General features: G+C 72.1%; 19 protein-coding genes and 1 pseudogene. 15 read left to right on the forward strand and 5 right to left on the reverse strand.

What is annotated here, in order from left to right:
• Positions 1–134: 134 nt before the first annotated feature.
• The 5 genes and pseudogenes from GEV10_26100 to GEV10_26120 all read left to right on the forward strand — a co-directional run bounded on the left by GEV10_26100 (position 135) and on the right by GEV10_26120 (position 6,778).
• Positions 135–251: pseudogene (locus GEV10_26100) on the forward strand (SAM-dependent methyltransferase).
• Positions 252–328: 77 nt separating this feature from the next.
• Complete coding sequence (locus GEV10_26105) at positions 329–2,971, forward strand: valine--tRNA ligase (GenBank protein ID MQA81904.1); 2,643 nt, start codon at positions 329–331, stop codon at positions 2,969–2,971.
• 118 nt (positions 2,972–3,089) lie between these two features.
• Positions 3,090–4,418, forward strand: coding sequence for a dihydrofolate synthase (locus GEV10_26110; GenBank protein MQA81905.1), 1,329 nt, complete (start codon positions 3,090–3,092; stop codon positions 4,416–4,418).
• Positions 4,419–4,442: 24 nt separating this feature from the next.
• Complete coding sequence (locus tag GEV10_26115; protein MQA81906.1) at positions 4,443–4,814, forward strand: DUF4233 domain-containing protein; 372 nt, start codon at positions 4,443–4,445, stop codon at positions 4,812–4,814.
• Between the two features lie 41 nt (positions 4,815–4,855).
• Positions 4,856–6,778 (forward strand): TIGR03960 family B12-binding radical SAM protein, encoded by a 1,923-nt coding sequence (locus GEV10_26120; protein ID MQA81907.1) that lies wholly within the window; start codon positions 4,856–4,858, stop codon positions 6,776–6,778.
• Positions 6,779–6,834: 56 nt separating this feature from the next.
• On the opposite strand, the gene GEV10_26125 is transcribed toward GEV10_26120, so the two are convergent.
• The 3 genes from GEV10_26125 to GEV10_26135 form a co-directional block, all read right to left on the reverse strand.
• Positions 6,835–7,071: a hypothetical protein gene (locus GEV10_26125; GenBank protein ID MQA81908.1), complete on the reverse strand. Its 237-nt coding sequence runs from the start codon at positions 7,069–7,071 to the stop codon at positions 6,835–6,837.
• A gap of 1 nt (position 7,072) precedes the next feature.
• Positions 7,073–7,471: a hypothetical protein gene (locus GEV10_26130; protein MQA81909.1), complete on the reverse strand. Its 399-nt coding sequence runs from the start codon at positions 7,469–7,471 to the stop codon at positions 7,073–7,075.
• Positions 7,472–7,620: 149 nt separating this feature from the next.
• Positions 7,621–8,319, reverse strand: coding sequence for an NUDIX domain-containing protein (locus GEV10_26135; protein MQA81910.1), 699 nt, complete (start codon positions 8,317–8,319; stop codon positions 7,621–7,623).
• Between GEV10_26135 and GEV10_26140 the strand changes: the two genes are divergently transcribed.
• From GEV10_26140 to GEV10_26170, 7 genes are all read left to right on the forward strand, one after another.
• A complete protein-coding gene (locus GEV10_26140) occupies positions 8,212–8,988 on the forward strand; it encodes a DUF2344 domain-containing protein (protein ID MQA81911.1) in 777 nt (258 codons plus the stop codon). The two genes, GEV10_26135 and GEV10_26140, sit on opposite strands and share 108 nt — an antisense overlap.
• Before the next feature lie 121 nt (positions 8,989–9,109).
• Positions 9,110–11,617, forward strand: coding sequence for an Rne/Rng family ribonuclease (locus tag GEV10_26145; protein MQA81912.1), 2,508 nt, complete (start codon positions 9,110–9,112; stop codon positions 11,615–11,617).
• A gap of 147 nt (positions 11,618–11,764) precedes the next feature.
• Positions 11,765–12,079 carry a 50S ribosomal protein L21 gene (rplU, locus tag GEV10_26150; GenBank protein MQA81913.1) on the forward strand — a complete coding sequence of 105 codons (315 nt, stop codon included), beginning with the start codon at positions 11,765–11,767 and terminating at the stop codon, positions 12,077–12,079.
• Between the two features lies 1 nt (position 12,080).
• Positions 12,081–12,341, forward strand: coding sequence for a 50S ribosomal protein L27 (gene rpmA, locus GEV10_26155; GenBank protein ID MQA81914.1), 261 nt, complete (start codon positions 12,081–12,083; stop codon positions 12,339–12,341).
• Positions 12,342–12,422: 81 nt separating this feature from the next.
• Complete coding sequence (gene obgE / locus GEV10_26160) at positions 12,423–13,838, forward strand: GTPase ObgE (protein ID MQA81915.1); 1,416 nt, start codon at positions 12,423–12,425, stop codon at positions 13,836–13,838.
• Positions 13,835–14,956, forward strand: a complete 1,122-nt coding sequence (locus tag GEV10_26165) for a glutamate 5-kinase (protein MQA81916.1) — start codon at positions 13,835–13,837, stop codon at positions 14,954–14,956. Before obgE ends, GEV10_26165 begins: the two co-directional genes overlap by 4 nt.
• Positions 14,957–14,966: 10 nt before the next feature.
• Positions 14,967–16,226 carry a glutamate-5-semialdehyde dehydrogenase gene (locus GEV10_26170; GenBank protein MQA81917.1) on the forward strand — a complete coding sequence of 420 codons (1,260 nt, stop codon included), beginning with the start codon at positions 14,967–14,969 and terminating at the stop codon, positions 16,224–16,226.
• Positions 16,227–16,346: 120 nt separating this feature from the next.
• Here GEV10_26170 and GEV10_26175 read toward each other — a convergent pair whose 3' ends face one another.
• Positions 16,347–17,441 (reverse strand): adenosine deaminase, encoded by a 1,095-nt coding sequence (locus GEV10_26175; protein MQA81918.1) that lies wholly within the window; start codon positions 17,439–17,441, stop codon positions 16,347–16,349.
• A gap of 155 nt (positions 17,442–17,596) precedes the next feature.
• Positions 17,597–18,151, reverse strand: coding sequence for a septal ring lytic transglycosylase RlpA family protein (locus GEV10_26180; GenBank protein ID MQA81919.1), 555 nt, complete (start codon positions 18,149–18,151; stop codon positions 17,597–17,599).
• Between the two features lie 336 nt (positions 18,152–18,487).
• On the opposite strand from GEV10_26180, the gene GEV10_26185 reads away from it, so the two are divergent.
• From GEV10_26185 to GEV10_26195, 3 genes are read left to right on the forward strand one after another with little or no spacing between them, the layout of a single operon-like run.
• Positions 18,488–19,162, forward strand: coding sequence for a nicotinate-nucleotide adenylyltransferase (locus tag GEV10_26185; protein MQA81920.1), 675 nt, complete (start codon positions 18,488–18,490; stop codon positions 19,160–19,162).
• On the forward strand, positions 19,159–19,554 hold the full coding sequence (gene rsfS / locus GEV10_26190) for a ribosome silencing factor (protein MQA81921.1): 396 nt from the start codon (positions 19,159–19,161) through the stop codon (positions 19,552–19,554). Before GEV10_26185 ends, rsfS begins: the two co-directional genes overlap by 4 nt.
• A complete protein-coding gene (locus tag GEV10_26195; protein ID MQA81922.1) occupies positions 19,479–20,192 on the forward strand; it encodes a histidine phosphatase family protein in 714 nt (237 codons plus the stop codon). Before rsfS ends, GEV10_26195 begins: the two co-directional genes overlap by 76 nt.
• Positions 20,193–20,355 lie beyond the last annotated feature (163 nt).

Here is a 20,355-nt window from a genome sequence, read left to right on the forward strand (position 1 = left end):
CCCGCCGCACCGGGCTCACCACCGCCCACCAACAGCGAGTTGCCACCCGCCGCGAGCTACGACAGGATCAGTCATGAACCCCCGCCAGTGGTTGGGTATTACGCCCCCGAACTGGTGCATTTGGTCAGACGCGCCTCGGTGCCCAGGCGGGACCCGCGGCGATCAAGGACATCACGGAGCGCGCGGGGTTCACGCGCTTCCGGCAGGCGGCGGAGACACCGTTCAACCTCGTCTACGAGGTGCGGGCCTGAGCGTCTCGGGGCGCATCAGGGCACGGGGGTGAAGGTTCACGGCGGGTCGTCTCGGGCAGGTACGTAGACTTCCCGCCGTGAACCAGACCCCCGACACGACGTCTCGCCCGGCCGAGCTGCCGTCGCAGTACACGCCCGCCGACGTCGAGGCGCGGCTCTACGCACGCTGGACCGAGGCGGACCTGTTCACCGCCGACCCGGGCAGCGGCCGGCCGCCGTACACCATCGTCATCCCGCCGCCGAACGTCACCGGCTCGCTCCATCTCGGGCACGCGTTCCAGCACACACTGATGGACGCCCTCACCCGCCGGCGGCGGATGCAGGGGTACGAGGCGCTGTGGCTGCCCGGCATGGACCACGCCGGCATCGCCACCCAGACGCTCGTCGAGCGGCGGCTCGCCGAGGAGGGCAAGAGCCGGCACGATGTCGGCCGCGAGGCCTTCGTCGAGCGCGTCTGGGAGTGGAAGGAGCAGTACGGCGGCCAGATCCTCGGCCAGATGCGCCGGTTGGGTGACGGCGTCGACTGGTCGCGCGAGCGCTTCACCATGGACGAGGGCCTGTCGCGGGCCGTCCTGACCATGTTCAAGCGGCTGTTCGACGACGACCTCGCCTACCGCGCCGAGCGCATCATCAACTGGTGCCCGCGCTGCCTCACCGCGCTCTCCGACATCGAGGTCGACCACAAGGACGTCGAGGGCGAGCTCGTCTCGCTGCGGTACGGCGACGGCGACGACTCGATCGTGGTCGCGACGACGCGTGCCGAGACGATGCTCGGTGACACCGCGGTCGCGGTGCACCCCGACGACGAGCGGTACAAGCACCTCGTCGGCCGCGAGGTCACGCTGCCGCTGACCGGCCGGCGCATCCCGGTCGTCGCCGACCCGCACGTCGACCCGGAGTTCGGCAGCGGCGCGGTCAAGGTCACCCCCGCCCACGATCCCAACGACTTCGAGATCGGCCGCCGGCACGGGCTGCCGTCGGTCACCGTCCTCGACGAGCGGGGACAGGTGACGGCGCACGGGCCGTTCGAGGGGCTCGACCGGCTCGAGGCGCGGCCCGCCGTCGTGGCGGCGCTGCGCGAGGACGGCCGGGTGGTCGCCGAGCGGCGCCCGTACACCCACGCCGTCGGTCACTGCTCGCGCTGCGACACGGTCGTGGAGCCGCGGCTGTCGCTGCAGTGGTTCGTCCGCGTCGGCCCGCTGGCCAAGGCCGCGGGCGACGCCGTGCGCGACGGGCGGGTCACCATCCATCCGAAGGAGCTGGAGTACCGCTACTTCGACTGGGTCGACAACATGCACGACTGGTGCATCTCGCGCCAGCTGTGGTGGGGGCACCGCATCCCCGTCTGGTACGGGCCGGACGGCGAGGTCGTGTGCGTCGGCCCCGACGACGAGGCGCCCACCGGCGAGGGCTGGCGGCAGGACCCCGACGTGCTCGACACGTGGTTCTCGTCCGGCCTGTGGCCGGTCTCGACGCTCGGCTGGCCCGACGACACCGCCGACCTGCGCCGGTTCTATCCGACCGACGTGCTGCTCACCGGCTACGACATCCTCTTCTTCTGGGTCGCCAGGATGATGATGTTCGGCATCTACGCGATGGCCGACCGCGGGCCCGAGGGCGCCGTGCCGTTCCGCACGATCGCGCTGACCGGGCTGATCCGCGACAAGCACGGCAAGAAGATGAGCAAGTCGCGCGGCAACACCGTCGACCCGCTCGACTGGATGGACACCTACGGGTCCGACGCCCTGCGCTTCACCCTTGCGCGCGGCGCCAACCCCGGGCAGGACGTCCCGATCGGCGAGGAGTGGGTGCAGGGCTCGCGCAACTTCTGCAACAAGCTGTGGAACGCCGCGCGCTTCGCCCTGCTCAACGGTGCCGACGCCGGCGCACCGCTGCCGCCGGTCGAGCGCCGCACCCCGGCGGACCGGTGGATCCTGTCCCGGCTGCACCGCACGCTCGCCCAGGTCGACGACCTGTACGAGGACCTGCAGTTCGCCAAGGTCGCCGACGCGCTGTTCCACTTCACCTGGGACGAGTTCTGCGACTGGTACGTCGAGATCGCCAAGGCGCAGATCGACCGCGGCGACGACGGTGCCGCCGGCACCCGCGCGGTGCTCGGGCACGTGCTCGACCACCTGCTGCGCGCCCTGCACCCGGTCGTCCCGTACGTCACCGAGGAGCTGTGGACCGCGCTCACCGGCCGCGAGACCGTGGTGACCGCGTCGTGGCCGGCGGGCGACGCGACGTTCGCCGACGCGGAGGCGGAGCGCGAGACGTCCGCGCTGATCGACGTCGTCACCGAGATCCGCAGGTTCCGCGCGGAGCAGCGGCTGCGTCCAGGGCAGCGCGTGCCCGCGCGCCTCGACCTCGGCAGCCTGCCGCTGCACGGCAGCGTCGACGTCCTGCGCGCGCTGGCGCGGCTCGACGACGAGGGCGACGACTTCGCGACCACGGCGACCCTCGAGGTGGCCGACGCGACCGTCGCGCTCGACCTGCGCGGGGCGATCGACGTCGGCAAGGAACGCGCGAGGCTGACCCGCGACCTGGATGCCGCGCACAAGTCGAAGGCGCAGGCGGAGGGCAAGCTGGGCAACGCGAGTTTCGTCGAGCGGGCGCCGGCCGAGGTCGTCGAGAAGACGCGAAAGCGCGTCGCCGAGGCGGACGACGACATCGCCCGCCTGCAGGCGCGCCTCGCGGCGCTCCCGGAGGACGGCTCATGACGCGCATGGAAGCGATGGAGCTCGACGAGCGAGCCGGAGGTAGGGGTCGCGACGCTTGGGGTGGGGGTGTTCGCCTTGTCGCGACTCCTGCCGGAGGGGAGCGAGGAGGCGATCGCGCATGACACGCATGGAGGAGGTCGACCGCGCGCTGCTGCAGCGGTGGCCCGAGACGCGGATGGAGCCGAGCCTCGACCGGATCCGGCTGCTGATGGACCTGCTCGGCGAGCCGCAGCGCGCGTTCACGTCCATCCACCTCACCGGCACCAACGGCAAGACGAGCACCGCGCGGATGATCGACGCGCTGCTGCGCGAGCTCGGCCTGCGCGTGGGTCGGTACTCCAGCCCGCACCTGCAGGACGTCCGCGAGCGGATCGCGCTGGAGGGCGTGCCGATCGACGAGGAGCGCTTCGTCGCGGCGTACGACGACATCCTCCCGTACGTCGGCATCGTCGAGGAGCGGCTCGGCGTGCCGATGAGCTTCTTCGAGGTCGTCACCGGCATGGCCTACGCCGCGTTCGCCGACGCACCCGTCGACGTCGGCGTGGTCGAGGTCGGCCTCGGCGGGACGTGGGACGCGACGAACGTGATCGACGCGTCCGTCGCCGTCATCACTCCGATCTCGCTCGACCACATGCACCTGCTCGGCGACGACGTCGAGCAGATCACCACGGAGAAGGCGGGCATCATCAAGCCGGACGGCTTCGCCGTGATGGCGCAGCAGCCGGTGGAGGCCGCCGAGATCATCCTGCACCGCTGCGTCGAGGTCGGCGCGACGGTCGCCCGCGAGGGCCTGGAGTTCGGCGTGCTCGCGCAGGAGGTCGCCGTCGGTGGGCAGCTCGTCAGCCTGCGCGGCCTCGAGACCGTCTACGAGGACGTGTTCGTGCCGCTGCACGGCGGGTACCAGGCGAACAACGCGGTCCTTGCGCTCGCCGCCGTCGAGGGGTTCAGCGCGAAGAAGACCCTCGACGACGAGCTCGTCCGCGCCGCGTTCGCCGGGGTCAGCTCGCCGGGACGGCTGGAGGTCGTGCGGCGCAGCCCGACGGTGCTCGTCGACTCCTCGCACAACCCCGCGGGCATGCGCGCCACCGTCGCCGCGCTCGACGAGTCGTTCTCGTTCCAGCGGCTCGTCGGTGTCGTCGCCGCGATGGGCGACAAGGACGTCCCCGGGCTCCTCGAGACGCTGGAGCCCGTCCTCGACCGCATCGTCGTGACGAGGAACACCTCCGACCGGTCGATGCCGCCCGGCGAGCTCGGCGAGCTCGCCGAGCAGATCTTCGGCGGCGACCGCGTCACCGTCGTCGACCGGCTCGACGCGGCGCTCGACGTCGCGATCGGCCAGGCCGAGGAGGGCAGCGACCTCGTCGCGTCCGGGCTCGGCGTGCTCGTGACAGGATCGGTGGTGACCGCGGGCGACGCGCGCCTGCTGCTCGGTGGGGAGATCGCGTGAGGGGTCAGCGCAAGGCGGGCACGCATGAGTGAGCCGGTCGGACAGCGTGTCCGGCGGCCGCTCATCGACGTGAACAAGGTGACCAGGCGGTTCTGCACGATCCTGCTCGTGTTCGAGGCGGTCGTCGGGGTGTTGGCGACCTCGGTCGGCGCCTATCTCCAGGGCTACTCGCCGCTGCGCGCGTGGGTGGTCGGCGGCACGTTCGCGCTGCTCGCGCTCGTGCTGTGCGGGTTCCTCCGGCACACGTGGGCGTACGTCGTCGGCTCGGTGCTGCAGCTGGTCGCGATCGCGGCGGGCTTCCTCGTGTCCGCGATGTTCGTCCTCGGCGTGATCTTCGCCGGGCTGTGGGTGGCGGCGCTGTGGTGCGGGCGCATCGCCCACCCGCACGAGCGTTAGCCTGGTGCCTACCGCACCAGCTCCCGGAGGGATCCCTCACCGTGCCCGTCGAGTCGTTGTTCCCCCGACTCGAGCCGCTCCTGCCGCTCGTCCAGAAGCCGATCCAGTACGTCGGCGGTGAGCTGAACTCCGTCACGCGTGACTGGGACGAGGCGAGCGTGCGGTGGTGCCTCATGTACCCGGACGCGTACGAGGTGGGCCTGCCCAACCAGGGTGTGCAGATCCTCTACGAGGTGCTCAACGAGATGCCGGGGGTGCTCGCCGAGCGCACGTACAGCGTGTGGCCCGACCTCGAGCGGTTGATGCGCGAGCACGGCATCGCGCAGTTCACCGTCGACGCCCACCGTCCGGTCGGCGCGTTCGACCTGTTCGGCATCTCGTTCGCCACCGAGCTCGGCTACACCAACCTGCTGAGCGCACTCGACCTCGCCGGCATCCCGCTCGACGCCGCCGACCGCGACGAGTCGCACCCGGTGGTGCTCGCCGGCGGGCACGCCGCGTTCAACCCTGAGCCGGTCGCCGACTTCATCGACGCCGCCGTGCTCGGCGACGGCGAGGAGGTCGTCGGCGCGATCACGGAGGTCGTGCGCGAGTGGAAGGGGGAGGGTGGGCCCGGCGGGCGCGACGAGCTGCTGCGCCGGCTCGCCGTCAGCGGCGGCGTCTACGTCCCGCGCTTCTACGACGTCGACTACCTGCCGGACGGCCGGATCCGCCGGGTGGCGCCGAACCGTCCGGGCATCCCGTTCCGGGTGCACAAGCACACCGTCTCCGACCTCGACGAGTGGCCGTACCCCAAGAAGCCGCTGGTGCCGCTCGCCGAGACCGTGCACGAGCGGTACAGCGTCGAGATCTTCCGCGGCTGCACGCGCGGCTGCCGGTTCTGCCAGGCCGGCATGATCACCCGGCCGGTGCGCGAGCGCTCGATCACGACCATCGGCGACATGGTGAAGCAGGGCATCGAGGCGAGCGGCTTCGAGGAGGTCGGCCTGCTCTCGCTGTCGAGCGCCGACCACTCCGAGATCGGCGAGGTCGCCAAGGGCCTGGCCGACAGGTACGAGGGCAGCAACGTCTCGCTCTCGTTGCCGTCCACCCGGGTCGACGCGTTCAACGTCACGCTCGCCAACGAGCTGTCCCGCAACGGCCGCCGCTCCGGGCTGACGTTCGCGCCCGAGGGCGGGTCGGAGCGCATGCGCAAGATCATCAACAAGATGGTCAGCGAGGACGACCTCATCCGCACGGTCGCCACGGCGTACGAGAACGGCTGGCGGCAGGTGAAGCTGTACTTCATGTGCGGCCTGCCCACCGAGACCGACGAGGACGTGCTCGCGATCGCCGACCTCGCCAAGCGGGTCATCGACACCGGCAGGAAGGCGAGCGGCCGCGGCGACATCAGGTGCACGGTGTCGATCGGCGCGTTCGTGCCCAAGCCGCACACGCCGTTCCAGTGGGCGGCACAGACCGACTGGCAGACCGTCGACGAGCGGCTGGCCAAGCTGCGCGACAACGTCCGGCGCGACCGCAGGTACGGCAAGGCGATCGGCTTTCGCTACCACGACGGCAAGCCGAGCACGATCGAAGGCCTGCTGTCCCGCGGCGACCGCCGGGTGGGCGCCGTCATCCGCGAGGTGTGGCGCGACGGCGGGCGGTTCGACGGCTGGAGCGAGTACTTCTCGTACGACCGCTGGGCCGACGCCTGCGCGCGGGTCTTCGCCGACTCCCCGCTGAGCCTCGACTGGTTCACCGTCCGCGAGCGCGACGGCGTGGAGGTGCTCCCGTGGGACCACCTCGACTCCGGCCTCGACCGCGACTGGCTGTGGGAGGACTGGCAGGACGCCGTCAACGAGGTCGAGGTCGAGGACTGCCGCTGGACCCCGTGCTACGACTGCGGCGTCTGCCCGAGCATGGGCACCGAGATCCAGATCGGCCCCACCGGCAAGACCCTCCTCCCCCTGACCCCGGTCTGACCACCCCTACTGGGGACCCGGCTGGGGCTGGCACCACGACCGGGACCCCAACGGGGTCAGTCGAGGGCGAAGAGGGCGCGGAGGTGGGTCGCGCGGTCCGGGAGGGCCTGCGCCCGGGTCAGCAGCGTGGTCTCCACGAGCTCGGCGAGCGTCCCGCGGATGGCCTGGAGCTCGCCGTCGGTCAGCTGGGGGACCCGGCCGGTGAGCCGCCGCACCTCGGCGGCGACGATGCCGTCCGACCAGGTGCGCAGCTCGTCGACCAGGAGCGCGTGCTCCTCCCGCGCGGTACGCATGTCACCGCGACGGGCGTCGCAGCGACGACCACACGAGCAACCAGGTCGCCAGCACGACGAGGGTGACGCCCACCGGGACGTGCAGGGCGAGCTGGCCCGCGCCGCCGAAGGCGCTCTGCGCGAAGCCCGCGAGCAGCAGGACGAGGCCGGCGACCGACGGCCACCACGGGCCGCGGCCGGGGCGCCAGACGAGGATCGCCGCGACGAGCGTCACGAGGCCGAACACGTGCACGAACGTCGAGCCGCCGCCGTGGAGCACGCGCGCCGACGTCACGCCCTCGAGCAGCTCACCGGCCGTCCCTGTCTGGAGCAGCAGCGACACCAGCTCCAGGGCGACCGCGACACGGAACAGCCACAGCGTCCAGCCGGGTGAACGCCGCGTATCGGGCGTCGCGGGCATGCCTTGCGTCACGGTGAACCAGCCTCCAGCGGGTCGCGGTGGAACCTCACGGCGTGGCTCATCCTCGTCCCCTCGACGCCGTCCGTCGTCGGGCCGGGGAGGACCGCTCGACTACGCGCTGGGGCGTACGCAGAACACGTCGGCGTACGTCAGTCGACGTAGCCCGGATGCGCCGCGGGAGCGTCGACCGGGAGGCGCCACCAGCGCGTGGCGACCCGGGACGCGGCCTCGGCGAGCGCGGTGGCCGGGTGCCCCCAGCCGAGCAGCGCGGGGACGTCGGCGAGCCTGGCGAGGTAGCGGTGGTACGTCTGGCCGCCGTCGACGTCGGGCCGGCGCGGCTCGAACCGGCAGATGCGGCCCACGGTGCCCACGTGGGCGTACGCGGGACCGCCCCGACAGCCGACCTCCTGGTACCCGAGGTGGACGACCTCGGTGACGACGACCTGGCTCTCCTCCCACGCCTCGCGCCGCAGCGTGCCGAACAGGTCGACGTCGCGCGGGTCCGGCATGCCGCCGGGGAGGTGGGTGGAGCCGTCGGCGCGTACCTGGATCAGGCAGCGTCCCGTGCCGTCGAGCAGCAGCCCGTACACGCCGGTGACGGGCAGCCGGCTCGGCACCAGCGCCGCCTGCCAGCGATAGGCAACATTGACATCAACAGTCACATCAGCCTCAACCGTCACACGCTGACCGTACCGCCGACCGCCCGCCGATCCCGGCAGGCACGACCGTAGGGTCGGCTCATGGCCAAGCCGCAACCCGACCGCGAGGCCGACGTCCCCGTCCAGCGGCTGCGCGTCAGGTACGCCAAGCGCGGCCGCCTCCGGTTCGTGAGCCACCGCGACTTCCAGCGCGCGCTCGAACGGGCGCTGCGCCGGGCGGGCGTCCCGGTGGCGTTCTCCGGCGGGTTCAGCCCGCGCCCGCGCATCTCGTACGCGGGCGCCGCGCCGACGGGTGCCGCGAGCGAGGCCGAGTACTTCGAGGTGTCGGTCACGGAACGTGTCGACCCGGAAACCATCCGTCTCCGGCTCGACGCGTCGCTCCCGGACGGCCTCGACGCCGTGGCCGTGATCGAGGCGCCGCCCGGCGCGCCCGGCCTCGCGGATCTGCTGGTCGCGTCGCGGTGGGAGATCGTCCTGCCGGGCGTCGACGAGTCCGAGCTCGCCGGTGCGGTCGACGCCTTTCTCGCCGCGGAGACGGTCGAGGTCGAGCGCATGACGAAGAAGGGACTGCGCCGGTTCGACGCCCGCGCGGCGGTCGCCCGCGGCGCCGTCCGGGCAGGCCCGGCGCGTTCCGGCGACGGTTCGGGCGGGCTCTGTGCGATACTGGACCTGGTCGTCAGGCACGGCACACCCGCCGTTCGCCCTGATGACGTACTCACCGGCCTTCGTGACCTGACCGGTCTGCAGCCGCCGTCACCCGCTGAGGTGACGAGGCTCACTCAGGGGCCGTGGGACGACGAATCCGGTGAGATGCTCGATCCGTTCGCCCCTTTGACAGGGGCGCCGCGCGGTACGTAGCCGCGCGCGAGGGTCGGTGCAGGCCAGGACTTCATCGGGACCGCGGTTCCGATGAGAACAACACAACGGGTCCCGATCCGGCGCGGAAGACGCGACGAGGGGTCCACAGGGAGACAACAGCATGCAGGAAAACGATTCGACCGGCGGGGAGAACGGCGAGACCACCTCGACCGTGACGACGGGGGACGACGCCGGCCAGGCCGGCACGACCGCCGAGAGCCCCGCGAAGAAGACCGCCAGGACCGCGAAGAAGTCCGCGACGAAGAAGGTCGCGAGCAAGCGGACGGCGGCCAAGAAGACCACCCGCAAGAGCGCCACGAAGCTCGCCGCGCCGCCGGGCGCCGAGCCCGCCGCGGAGACGCCCGCCGGCGACCCGATGCCGCAGCTGGCCGCCGAGCCCGCGCCGCGCACGGCGGAGCCGGCCGACGCCGTGCCCGAGCCGGCCAGGCCGGCGTCGAGGCGCAGCGCGAGCCGACCGCCAGGACCCCCCGACCCCGTGTTCCTCCCGCCGCGACCCGTCCCCGGGGCGGCCGTCGTCGACGACGACACCGAGGACGACGACGAGGCGCCGGCGGAGCGACCGGCCAGGAAGGCGACCGCCAGGAAGGCCGGCAAGAAGGCGGCCGCGAAGAAGTCGGGCCGGCAGGCCGACCGCGCCGACGACGAGTCCGAGAAGTCTGAGAAGTCCGAGACGTCCGCTTCGCCGGCCGCCGAGGACGCGCGGGACGCCGACACGACCGCCGACACGACCGCCGACACCGGCGACCGGGACGACGCCGCGGCCGACGCCGACGACGATGACGACCGGCCCCGCAGGCGCCGGCGTCGCGGCGGACGCGGCCGGAGGCGCCGCACCGAGCAGGACGACGCCGAGAGCGACGCGGACGACACCGAGGCCGAGGCCTTGGGCGACGACGGCGACGCCGCCAAGGCCGCCTCCGACGACGGGTCGGACGAGACCGAGGAGCAGCGCACCAGCCGCCGCAGGCGCCGCAGGCGCAGGCGTGGCGGTGGGGGCGGCGGCGACGACGACTCCTCGCCGGACGACCCGCCCAACACCGTGGTCAGGGTCCGCAAGCCCCGCGAGTCCGACCCGGGTGACGAGGTCACCGCGCTCAAGGGCTCGACCAGGCTCGAGGCCAAGCGCCAGCGACGGCGCGAGGGACGCGATCCCGGCCGCCGCCGCGCGCCCGTGCTCAGCGAGTCCGAGTTCCTCGCCCGCCGCGAGGCGGTCGAGCGCACCATGGTCATCCGCCAGGTCGACGACCGCACCCAGATCGCCGTGCTCGAGGACGGCGTGCTCGTCGAGCACTACGTCGAGCGCGGCACCGGCCAGTCCTACGTCGGCAACGTCTACCTCGGCCGGGTGCAGAACGTCCTGCCCAGCATGGAGGCGGCGTTTATCGACATCGGACGCGGCCGCAACGCCGTCCTCTACGCCGGTGAGGTCAACTTCGCCGCCGGCGACCTCGGCAACCAGCCGAAGCGCATCGAGTCCGTGCTGAAGTCCGGGCAGTCCGTCCTCGTCCAGGTGACGAAGGGGCCGATCGGCCAGAAGGGCGCGCGGCTCACGTCCCAGGTGGGCCTGCCAGGCCGCTACCTCGTGTACTCGCCCGAGGGCGGTTCGGCCGGCATCAGCCGCAAGCTCCCCGACAAGGAGCGCGAGCGGCTGAAGCAGGTGCTCAAGCAGACGCTCCCCGAGAACGGCGGCGTCATCGTGCGCACGGCGGCCGAGGGTGCGAGCGAGGAGGAGCTGTCCCGCGACGTCAGCCGGCTCGCCGCCCAGTGGGAGGCGATCCAGGCCAAGGCCAAGGGCGCCAGCGCACCGGCGCTGCTCCACGAGGAGCCCGACCTCACCGTCCGGGTGATCCGCGACGCGTTCAACGAGGACGTCGCCAAGCTCGTGGTCGCCGGCGACGACTCCTGGGCGATGATCGAGCCGTACGTCGAGCACGTCGCGCCGCACCTCGCCGAGCGGGTCGAGCGGTGGACCGACTCCGACGACGTCTTCAGGGCGTACCGGATCGACGAGCAGCTGGCCAAGGCACTCGACCGCAAGGTCTTCCTGCCGAGCGGCGGCTCGCTCGTCATCGACCGCACCGAGGCGATGACCGTCGTCGACGTCAACACCGGCAAGTTCACCGGCCAGGGCGGCAACCTCGAGGAGACGGTCACCCGCAACAACCTCGAGGCCGCGGAGGAGATCGTCCGGCAGCTGCGGCTCCGCGACATCGGCGGCATCGTCGTGGTCGACTTCATCGACATGGTGCTGGAGAGCAACAGGGACCTCGTCCTGCGCCGCCTCGTCGAGTGCCTCGCCCGCGACCGCACCAGGCACCAGGTCGCCGAGGTGACCTCGCTCGGACTCGTCCAGATGACGCGCAAGCGCATCGGCCAGGGCCTGCTCGAGGCGTTCAGCACGACCTGTGACTGCTGCGACGGCCGCGGCCTGCACATCTCGCTCGAGCCGGTCGAGCACGAGCGCACCAACGGCAGCGGGCGCAAGGGCCAGGGCAAGCAGGGTGGCGGCAAGGGCAAGAAGAAGCAGCAACAGCAGCAGCAACAGCCACCGGAGCAGGCGAAGCAGAGCGCCGAGGCGATCGCCGCGATCGCCGCCTCGCTCGGCTGAGCCGGGCCGAGGTCGCCGGACGGGGTGCGATTACCGTCCGGCGGGGGTGTCGGATAGTCTTGACCCTCGGCTCGGGTGTGTACGGGCCACCGTCGACGTGCTCGACGTCGATGATGTTCTTCGATCGACCAAGGAAGAGAGTTCGCGGTGTACGCGATCGTCCGTGCTGGCGGCCATCAGGAGAAGGTCGCGGTCGGTGACGTGATCACCCTCGACCGCGTCAAGGCCGAACCGGGTGACGAGCTCACCCTGCCCGCCGTGCTCGTCGTCGACGGCGACGAGATCACCAGCGAGTCGGCCAAGCTCGCGTCGTGGAAGGTCACCGGCGAGGTGGTCGAGCACACGCGCGGCCCCAAGATCCACATCCTGCGCTACCGCAACAAGACCGGCTACAAGCGCCGCCAGGGCCACCGCCAGGACCTCACCACGGTCAAGGTCACCGGCATCGAGACGGGGAAGTGACATGGCACACAAGAAGGGCGCAAGCTCCAGCCGCAACGGTCGCGACTCCAACTCCCAGCGGCTCGGCGTGAAGCGCTACGGCGGTCAGCTCGTCGGCGCGGGCGAGATCCTCATCCGCCAGCGCGGCACCAAGTTCCACCCGGGCGCCGGCGTCGGCCGGGGCAAGGACGACACGCTGTTCGCGCTGGTCCGCGGCAACGTCGAGTTCGGCACGCGGCGGGGCCGGCGTGTCATCAACATCGTCGTCCCACCGGCGGAGTAATCCGCCAGGACACCCAGCGTCAACGAGGGCGGACCGGATCGGTCCGCCCTCGTTTCTTGTCTGTGGAGGGAGGGGAGCAGTGTGACGAGCTTCGTCGACCGGGCGGTCGTGCACGTCGCCGCGGGTAGCGGTGGGCACGGCTGCGCTTCGGTGCACCGGGAGAAGTTCAAGCCGCTCGGCGGACCCGACGGCGGCAACGGCGGTCGCGGCGGCGACGTCATCCTCGTCGTCGATCCGGGCATCACCACGCTCCTCGACTACCACCACCGCCGCCACCGCCGGGCCACCAACGGCCGTCCCGGGCAGGGCTCCAACCGTTACGGCGCCGACGGCGACGACGTCGTGCTGTCCGTCCCCGACGGCACCGTCGTCACCACCCCGGACGGCGAGCTGCTCGCCGACCTCGTCGGCGCCGACTCCCGCTTCGTCGTGGCCAAGGGCGGGCGCGGCGGCCTCGGCAACGCGGCGCTCGCGTCGCCGCGTCGCAAGGCTCCCGGCTTCGCCCTGCTCGGCGAGCCGGGGCACGAGGCCGAGATCGTGCTCGAGCTCAAGACCGTCGCGGACGTCGCGCTCGTCGGCTTCCCCAGCGCCGGCAAGTCCTCGCTCATCGCGGCGCTCTCCGCGGCCCGGCCGAAGATCGCCGACTATCCGTTCACGACGCTGGTCCCCAACCTCGGCGTGGTCGACGCGGGAGGGTTCAGGTTCACCGTCGCGGACGTGCCCGGGCTCATCCCGGGGGCGAGCGAGGGCAAGGGGCTCGGCCTGGAGTTCCTCAGGCACGTCGAGCGCTGCCACGCGCTCGTGCACGTCGTCGACTGCGGCACCCTCGAGTCACGCAGGGACCCGCTCACCGACCTCGACCTGATCGAGCGCGAGCTCGCCGCCTACCGCGCCGAGGGGATCCCGCTCGCCGAGCGTCCGGTGATCGTCGCGCTGAACAAGGCCGACCTGCCCGAGGGCAGAGAGCTCGCCGACATGGTGCGACCCGACCTCGAGGCCCGCGGCTACCGGACGGTGACGGTCTCCGCCGTGAGCCGCGCCAACCTCGACCAGCTGGCGTACGCGATGGCCGACCTCGTCAGGCACGCCCGCGCGAGCCTGCCGGTGGTGGAGCCGACGCGGCCCGTCCTGCGCCCCCGCCCGATCGCCGGAGCCGTGCCGTTCACCGTGTCGCTGGAGGACGACGTCTACGTCGTCCGCGGGGAGCAGCCGGAGCGCTGGGTGCGGCAGACACAGTTCAGCAACGACGAGGCCGTCGGCTACCTGTCCGACCGGCTGAACCGGCTGGGCGTCGAGCGCAAGCTGCTCGAGCTCGGCGCGACCCCGGGCTGCGACGTGCGGATCGGCGACGACGACCACGCCGTGATCTTCGCCTGGGAGCCGACGATGGGCATCGAGGCCGACGTCCTCGGCCCGCGCGGCGGCGACGTCCGGCTGTCCGCGCCTGGCCGCCGTCGCCGTCAGGACGACGGCGGCACCGACGGCGAGACCTCATGAGGACCGACGTCGCCACCGCGAAGCGGGTGGTCGTCAAGGTCGGCTCGTCGTCGCTGACGACGCGCGACGGCGGTCTCGACGAGTCGCGACTCGCCGCCCTGGTGCAGGTGCTGGCGAAGCGCAGGAGCGACGGGTCGGAGGTGGTGCTGGTCTCGTCGGGTGCGATCGCGGCAGGTCTTGCGCCGTTGCGCCTGCGCAGGCGACCACGCGACCTCGCCACCCAGCAGGCCGCGGCGAGCGTCGGCCAGGGGCTGCTCCTCGCGCGCTACACCGCCGCGTTCGAGCCGTTCGGGCTCACCGTCGGCCAGGTGCTCCTCACCGTCGACGACGTGACGAGACGGCAGCACTACCGCAACGCGTACCGCACGTTCGCGAAGCTGCTCGACCTCGGCACCGTGCCCGTGGTCAACGAGAACGACACGGTGGCGACGCAGGAGATCAAGTTCGGCGACAACGACCGGCTCGCGGCTCTCGTCGCGCACCTCGTCCGCGCCGACGCGCTCGTGCTGCTGTCCGACGTCGACAGCCTGTACGACGGCGACCCGCGCCGGCCCGGGGCGACACCGATCACGACGGTGCGGTCGATCGCCGACCTCGACGGCGTCCGCGCCGGACGCGGCAGTGCGTCCGGGCTCGGCAGCGGCGGCATGGCCACCAAGGTCGAGGCCGCCGCGATCGCGACGTCGGCGGGCATCCCCGTCGTCCTTACCTCGGCCGACCGTGCGGCCGACGCGCTCGCGGGCACGCCGGTGGGCACGTACTTCGCGACCACGGGACGCCGCATGCCCAGCCGGCTGCTCTGGCTGCGGCACGCCACCGAGGCGCGCGGCCGCGTCCTGCTCGACGCCGGTGCGGTCACGGCCGTCGTCGACCGCCGTACGTCATTGCTGCCCGCGGGCATCGTCGCCGTCGAGGGCGGCTTCGTCGCCGGCGACCCCGTCGACCTCTGCACCGCCGACGGCGTGCCCGTCGCGCGCGGTCTCGTCAACTACGGCGCGGACGAGCTCCCCGCGCTGCTCGGCCGGTCGACCCGCGACCTCGCCAAGGAGCTCGGGCCTGAGTACGAGCGCGAGGTCGTGCACCGCGACGACCTCGTCCTGCTGAAGCGTCTCGATTAGCATGCGTGGCATGGAGAACGACGTGCTGACCATCGCCCGGCGCGCGCGCGAGGCGGCCACCGTCCTCGCTCCGCGCACCCGCGCCGACAAGGACGCCGCGCTCGATCTCGTCGCCGACGCGCTGCTCGAGCACCTACCGGCGATCCTCGCCGCGAACGCCGCCGACGTGGAGCGCGCACGCGAGTCCGGCCGGTCCGACACGTACGTCGACCGGCTGACGCTCGACCGCACGCGGGTGGCGGCCATCGCCGACGCGGCACGGCAGATCGCCGCGCTGCCCGACCCCGTCGGCGAGGTGGTCCGCGGCTCCGTGCTCGCCAACGGGCTCGAGCTGCGGCAGCTGCGGGTGCCACTCGGCGTCATCGGGATCATCTACGAGGGCCGACCCAACGTCACCGTCGACGCCGCCGCGCTGTGCCTCAAGAGCGGCAACGCCGTGCTGCTGCGCGGCTCGTCGTCCGCGTACGACACCAACACCGCGCTCGTCGATGCACTGCGTTCGGCGCTGGAGAAGGCCGGCCTGCCCGCCGACGCCGTCCAGCTGCTGCCGGCCGAGCGCGAGGCGGTGGGCGAGCTGATGCGGGCGCGCGGGCTCGTCGACGTGCTCATCCCGCGCGGCGGCGCCGAGCTCATCGCCACCGTCGTCGAGCAGTCGACGGTGCCGGTGATCGAGACGGGCACGGGCAACTGCCATGTCTACGTCGACGCGTCCGCCGACGTCGACATGGCCGTGCGCATCGCGGTCAACGCCAAGGCACAGCGCCCGAGCGTGTGCAACGCCGCGGAGACCCTGCTCGTGCACGCCGACGCCGCGGCGGGTTTCCTGCCGCCCGCGCTGCGCGCGCTCGCCGACGCCGGCGTGACCCTGCACACCGACGACCGCGTGGCGACGTACGCGGCAGCTGCCGGCGTCGACGTCGTGGCGGTCACGGCCGACGACTGGGACACCGAGTACGGCTCCTACGACCTCGCCGTCGGCGTCGTCGACTCGCTCGACGCCGCGGTCGTGCACATCCGCGACCACGGCACCGCCCACACCGAGGCGATCGTCACGTCGTCGCAGGACGCCGCCCGCCGCTTCGTCGCCTCGGTCGACTCGGCCGCGGTGATGGTCAACGCGTCCACCCGGTTCACCGACGGCGAGGAGTTCGGCTTCGGCGCCGAGATCGGCATCTCCACCCAGAAGCTGCACGCCCGCGGCCCGATGGGCCTGCCCGAGCTGACGTCGACCAAGTGGGTCGTCGTCGGCGACGGCCACATCCGCGGCTGAGGTAGCGGCGTCTCCTCGTTGATCACGTTAACGTGATCAACGAGGACTTCACCTCGTGCCGGGACGAGGTGAAGTCCAGGTACGTGAGGTGGAGTGGGCGGGTCGTGCCGCGTCAGGCCGTCAACCGTCGCCCTCGGCGAGCTTGGCGTAGCCGGGCTTCACGACGTCCTCGATGAGCGCCAGCCGCTCGTCGAACGGGATGAAGGCGCTCTTCAGCGCGTTCACCGTCAGCCAGCGCAGGTCGTCCCAGGTGTAGCCGAACGCGTTGACGAGCGCGGCCATCTCGTCGCTCATGCTGGTGTCGCTCATCAACCTGTTGTCGGTGTTGACGGTGACCCGGAAGTGCAGGCGACGCAGCAGGCCGATCGGGTGGTCGGCGATGGAGTCGGCTGCGCCGGTCTGGACGTTGGAGGCGGGGCACATCTCCAGGGGGACGCGCTTGTCGCGCACGTAGTCGGCGAGCAGGCCGAGCGTCGCCTTGCCGTCGGCGTCGACCGTGATGTCGTCGACGATCCGCACGCCGTGCCCGAGCCGGTGCGCTCCGCAGATCTGGAGTGCCTCCCAGATGGACGGCAGCCCGAATCCCTCGCCGGCGTGGATGGTGACGTTGCCGTTGGCCTCGCGCACGTGGTCGAACGCGTCGAGGTGGCGACTCGGCGGATAGCCGTGCTCGGCGCCGGCGATGTCGAATCCGACGACGCCCTCGTCGCGCCAGCGCACGGCCAGCTCGGCGATCTCCGACGACCTGGCGGCGTGGCGCATGGCGGTCAGCAGGGTGCCGAGGCGGATGGGGCGTCCGGCCTCACGTGCGCGCCGCTCGCCCTCGGCGAACCCGCTCAGCACCGCCTGGACGACGTCGTCGAGCTCGAGGCCGGCCTGCAGGTGCTGCTCGGGCGCGAACCGTACCTCGGCGTAGACGACGGAGTCTGCGGCGAGGTCCTCCGCACACTCGGCCGCGACCCGGGCGAGCGACTCGGTCGTCTGCATGCAGGCGACGGTGTGGTCGAACGTCTCGAGGTAGCGCTCGAGCGTGCCGGCGTTGGCGGCGTCGGCGAACCACCGGCGAAGCTCGTCGGCGTCGTAGGTCGGCAGCGGGTGACCGGCGTCGCGAGCGAGCTCGACGATCGTCGCCGGCCGCAGACCGCCGTCGAGGTGGTCGTGCAGCAGCGCCTTGGGTGCGTGCCGGATGGCCTGTGGGCTGGGCGTACGTGCCATCCCGAGAGCCTACGACGCCGCGTCGCGAAACCGGGCTACTTTGTCGCCGACGCGCTCGCCTCCTCACTCACCTACGGCAGGAGCCGCGCGCAGGTCCGCGGCGGTTGTGGCGGCGTCGCGGCCCCTACCTTCGACTCGCTCGTCGTGCTCCTGCGCTACCCGTCGCCCAACACCTGGTACTCGACGTCGGCGGTGCCCACTCCGGGGCCGGCGATCGCCTTCATGCCCGGCGGGGTCAGGTCGAGACAGCGTCCCGCGATGTACGGGCCGCGGTCGTTGATCCTGACGACCACCGACTTGTCGTTGGCCTTGTTGACCACCCGGACCATCGTGCCGAACGGCAGCGTCTTGTGCGCTGCCGTCAGCCTGCTCGGATCGAACGACTCGCCGTTCGCGGTGACCGCGCCGGTGTCGTAGTACGACGCCTCGCAGCTGCCGGTCGACACGACATCGCGGTCGGCGTACTCGTCGTCGGCCTGATCCGGCATGCGCGTGAGGCCGGGGTCCCTGCGCGGCAGCGGCGTCTCCTCCAACGCCGACCTGGCGAGGTCGCGCGACGACGGGCCGAAGCCGCCCTCGTGCTGCCGGACCTGGGCGCCGTCGACGCTCACGATGCTCGTCGCGGGGAGCTGCGCCGCCACGCGGCCGTCCTCGGCGGCCGCCTGGCTGGTGCCGAGGGCGCCGGCGCCGAGGCTCGAGAGACCGGTCATGGCGACGGCCAGCAGGGGCAGGATCGGCGGGGTCGATATTCGGGGCTTGTCGTGTGTGCGGGCGGAGCGCTTCTTGGGCGCGACCGGCCGCGGTGCGGTGTGTCTTCCCACCAAGGGCCTCTCATCGGGGACAGGACAGGACCGCTGAGGGTCGTCCACCGCACCACGAAGGGGCCGAGGCGGGGCGTCCGGCCGACAGTTGTCCGCGGCACCCGCGTGAGAGGCGACTCTCGGGGCGTGCGAGTGCCGTCCGCCAACATAACGAACCCATCACGGTAGGGACAAACGGGTCGTATCGAGTGGTCACGCGGTGCCACGGCGGAGCCGGTGCCCGCGATGCCGGCGGGACCGGCGAGAATCACCTCCATGGACACACCGGTGGCCAACGCCGCGTCACGCCGCGTGGGCATCATGGGCGGCACCTTCGACCCGATCCACCACGGCCACCTCGTCGCGGCGAGCGAGGTGGCGCACCAGTTCGGGCTCGACGAGGTGGTGTTCGTGCCCACCGGCAGGCCGTGGCAGAAGAGCGGCACCGAGGTGTCCACGGCCGAGGACCGCTACCTGATGACCGTCATCGCGACGGCGTCCAACCCGCGGTTCTGGGTGAGCCGGGTCGACATCGACCGTTCGGGCCCGACCTACACCATTGATACGCTGCGTGATGTACGCAAGGCGCTGCCGGACGCCGAGCTGTTCTTCATCACCGGTGCCGATGCGCTCGGCCAGATACTCTCATGGCATTCGGTCGACGAGATGTTCGAGCTGGCGCACTTCATCGGCTGTACGAGGCCCGGCCACCGGCTCGACGCCTCGCACCTGCCGAAGGGATCGGTCACGCTGATGGAGGTGCCGGCGCTGGCGATCTCGTCGAGCGAGGTGCGTGCGCGCGTCGCCGAGGGGGAGCCGTCCTGGTACCTCGTCCCCGACGGCGTCGTGCAGTACATCAACAAGCGCAACCTGTACGGCGTAACGGCCGTGAACCCGACAGACGGAGAAGCGAAGAGTTGACCGCAACGACCGAGGCCATCGACCTGGCCGTACTCGCGGCCGAGGCCGCATCGGACAAGCTCGCCGAGCGCGTGGTGGCGTTCGACGTCAGCGACCAGCTCTACATCGCCGACATCTTCCTGCTGTGCTCGGCGTCGAACGACCGGCAGGTACGCGCCGTCGTCGACGCGATCGAGGAGCGGCTGCTCCAGGAGGGCGTCAAGCGGCTGCGCAGGGAGGGCGAGACCGAGCGCCGGTGGGTGCTGCTCGACTTCGGTGACCTCGTCGTCCACGTCCAGTTGAACGACGACCGCGAGTACTACGACCTCGAGCGACTCTGGAAGGACTGCCCGGTGGTGCCGCTGCCGGAGTCGGCGCAGGGCCGGCCGCACAACGCGGCGGGCGGGCGCTGAGCGTGCACGGTGGTCGCCGGGTCGTGCTGTGGCGGCACGGCCAGACGCTGTGGAACCTCGAGGGTCGCTTCCAGGGGCACACCGACATCCCGCTCACCGAGGCCGGCCGGGCACAGGCGGCAGCGGCCGCGGAACGGTTGGCGTCGCTGCGTCCCGCGGCCGTCGTCTCGTCCGACCTGAGTCGCGCGGTCGTGACCGCCCGCGCCCTCGCCGACCGGCTCGGGCTCGACGTTGAGCTCGACGAGCGGTTGCGGGAGCGTTCCGGCGGGTCGTGGGAGGGCCTGACGGGGGCGGAGATCCGGGCCAAGTTCCCTGAGGCGTGGGCGACGTGGCAGCCCGAGGACGGCGAGGCTGAAGGCCCGGTCGGCGAGCGCGTGGCGGCGGCGGTCGAGCAGGCCACCGGGTCGCTCGGCGCCGGTGAGCTGGTCGTCGTCGTCGGCCACGGCGGCGCGATCCGGGCGGGCATCGGCGCGCTGCTCCGGCTCGAGCAGCCGCTGTGGCGGCGGCTCGGCCCGCTCAGCAACTGTGCGTGGTCGGTGCTGGGGGAGCCGCCCCAGGGCTACCAGCCGGCGGGTTGGCGGCTGCTCGAGCACAACGCCGGCACGCTGCCGGAACCCGCCCTGTCCGACGACCGCTGAGCGCCACGACGCCGCCCGGCCTGGCCCCGTTGATCACGTTCATTCGAAAATGGCTGTCAGGTGGCTGCCTGGGTGAGGGTGACGGTGTAGCCGAGGGTGGTGAGTTGGTGGGTGAGTCGGGCTTTGCGGTGGGCGTGGTTGCCGGTGTGTCGGTTGGTGTGCC

The sequence above is a fragment of the Streptosporangiales bacterium genome, assembly GCA_009379955.1.
GTDB lineage: Bacteria > Actinomycetota > Actinomycetes > Streptosporangiales > WHST01 > WHST01.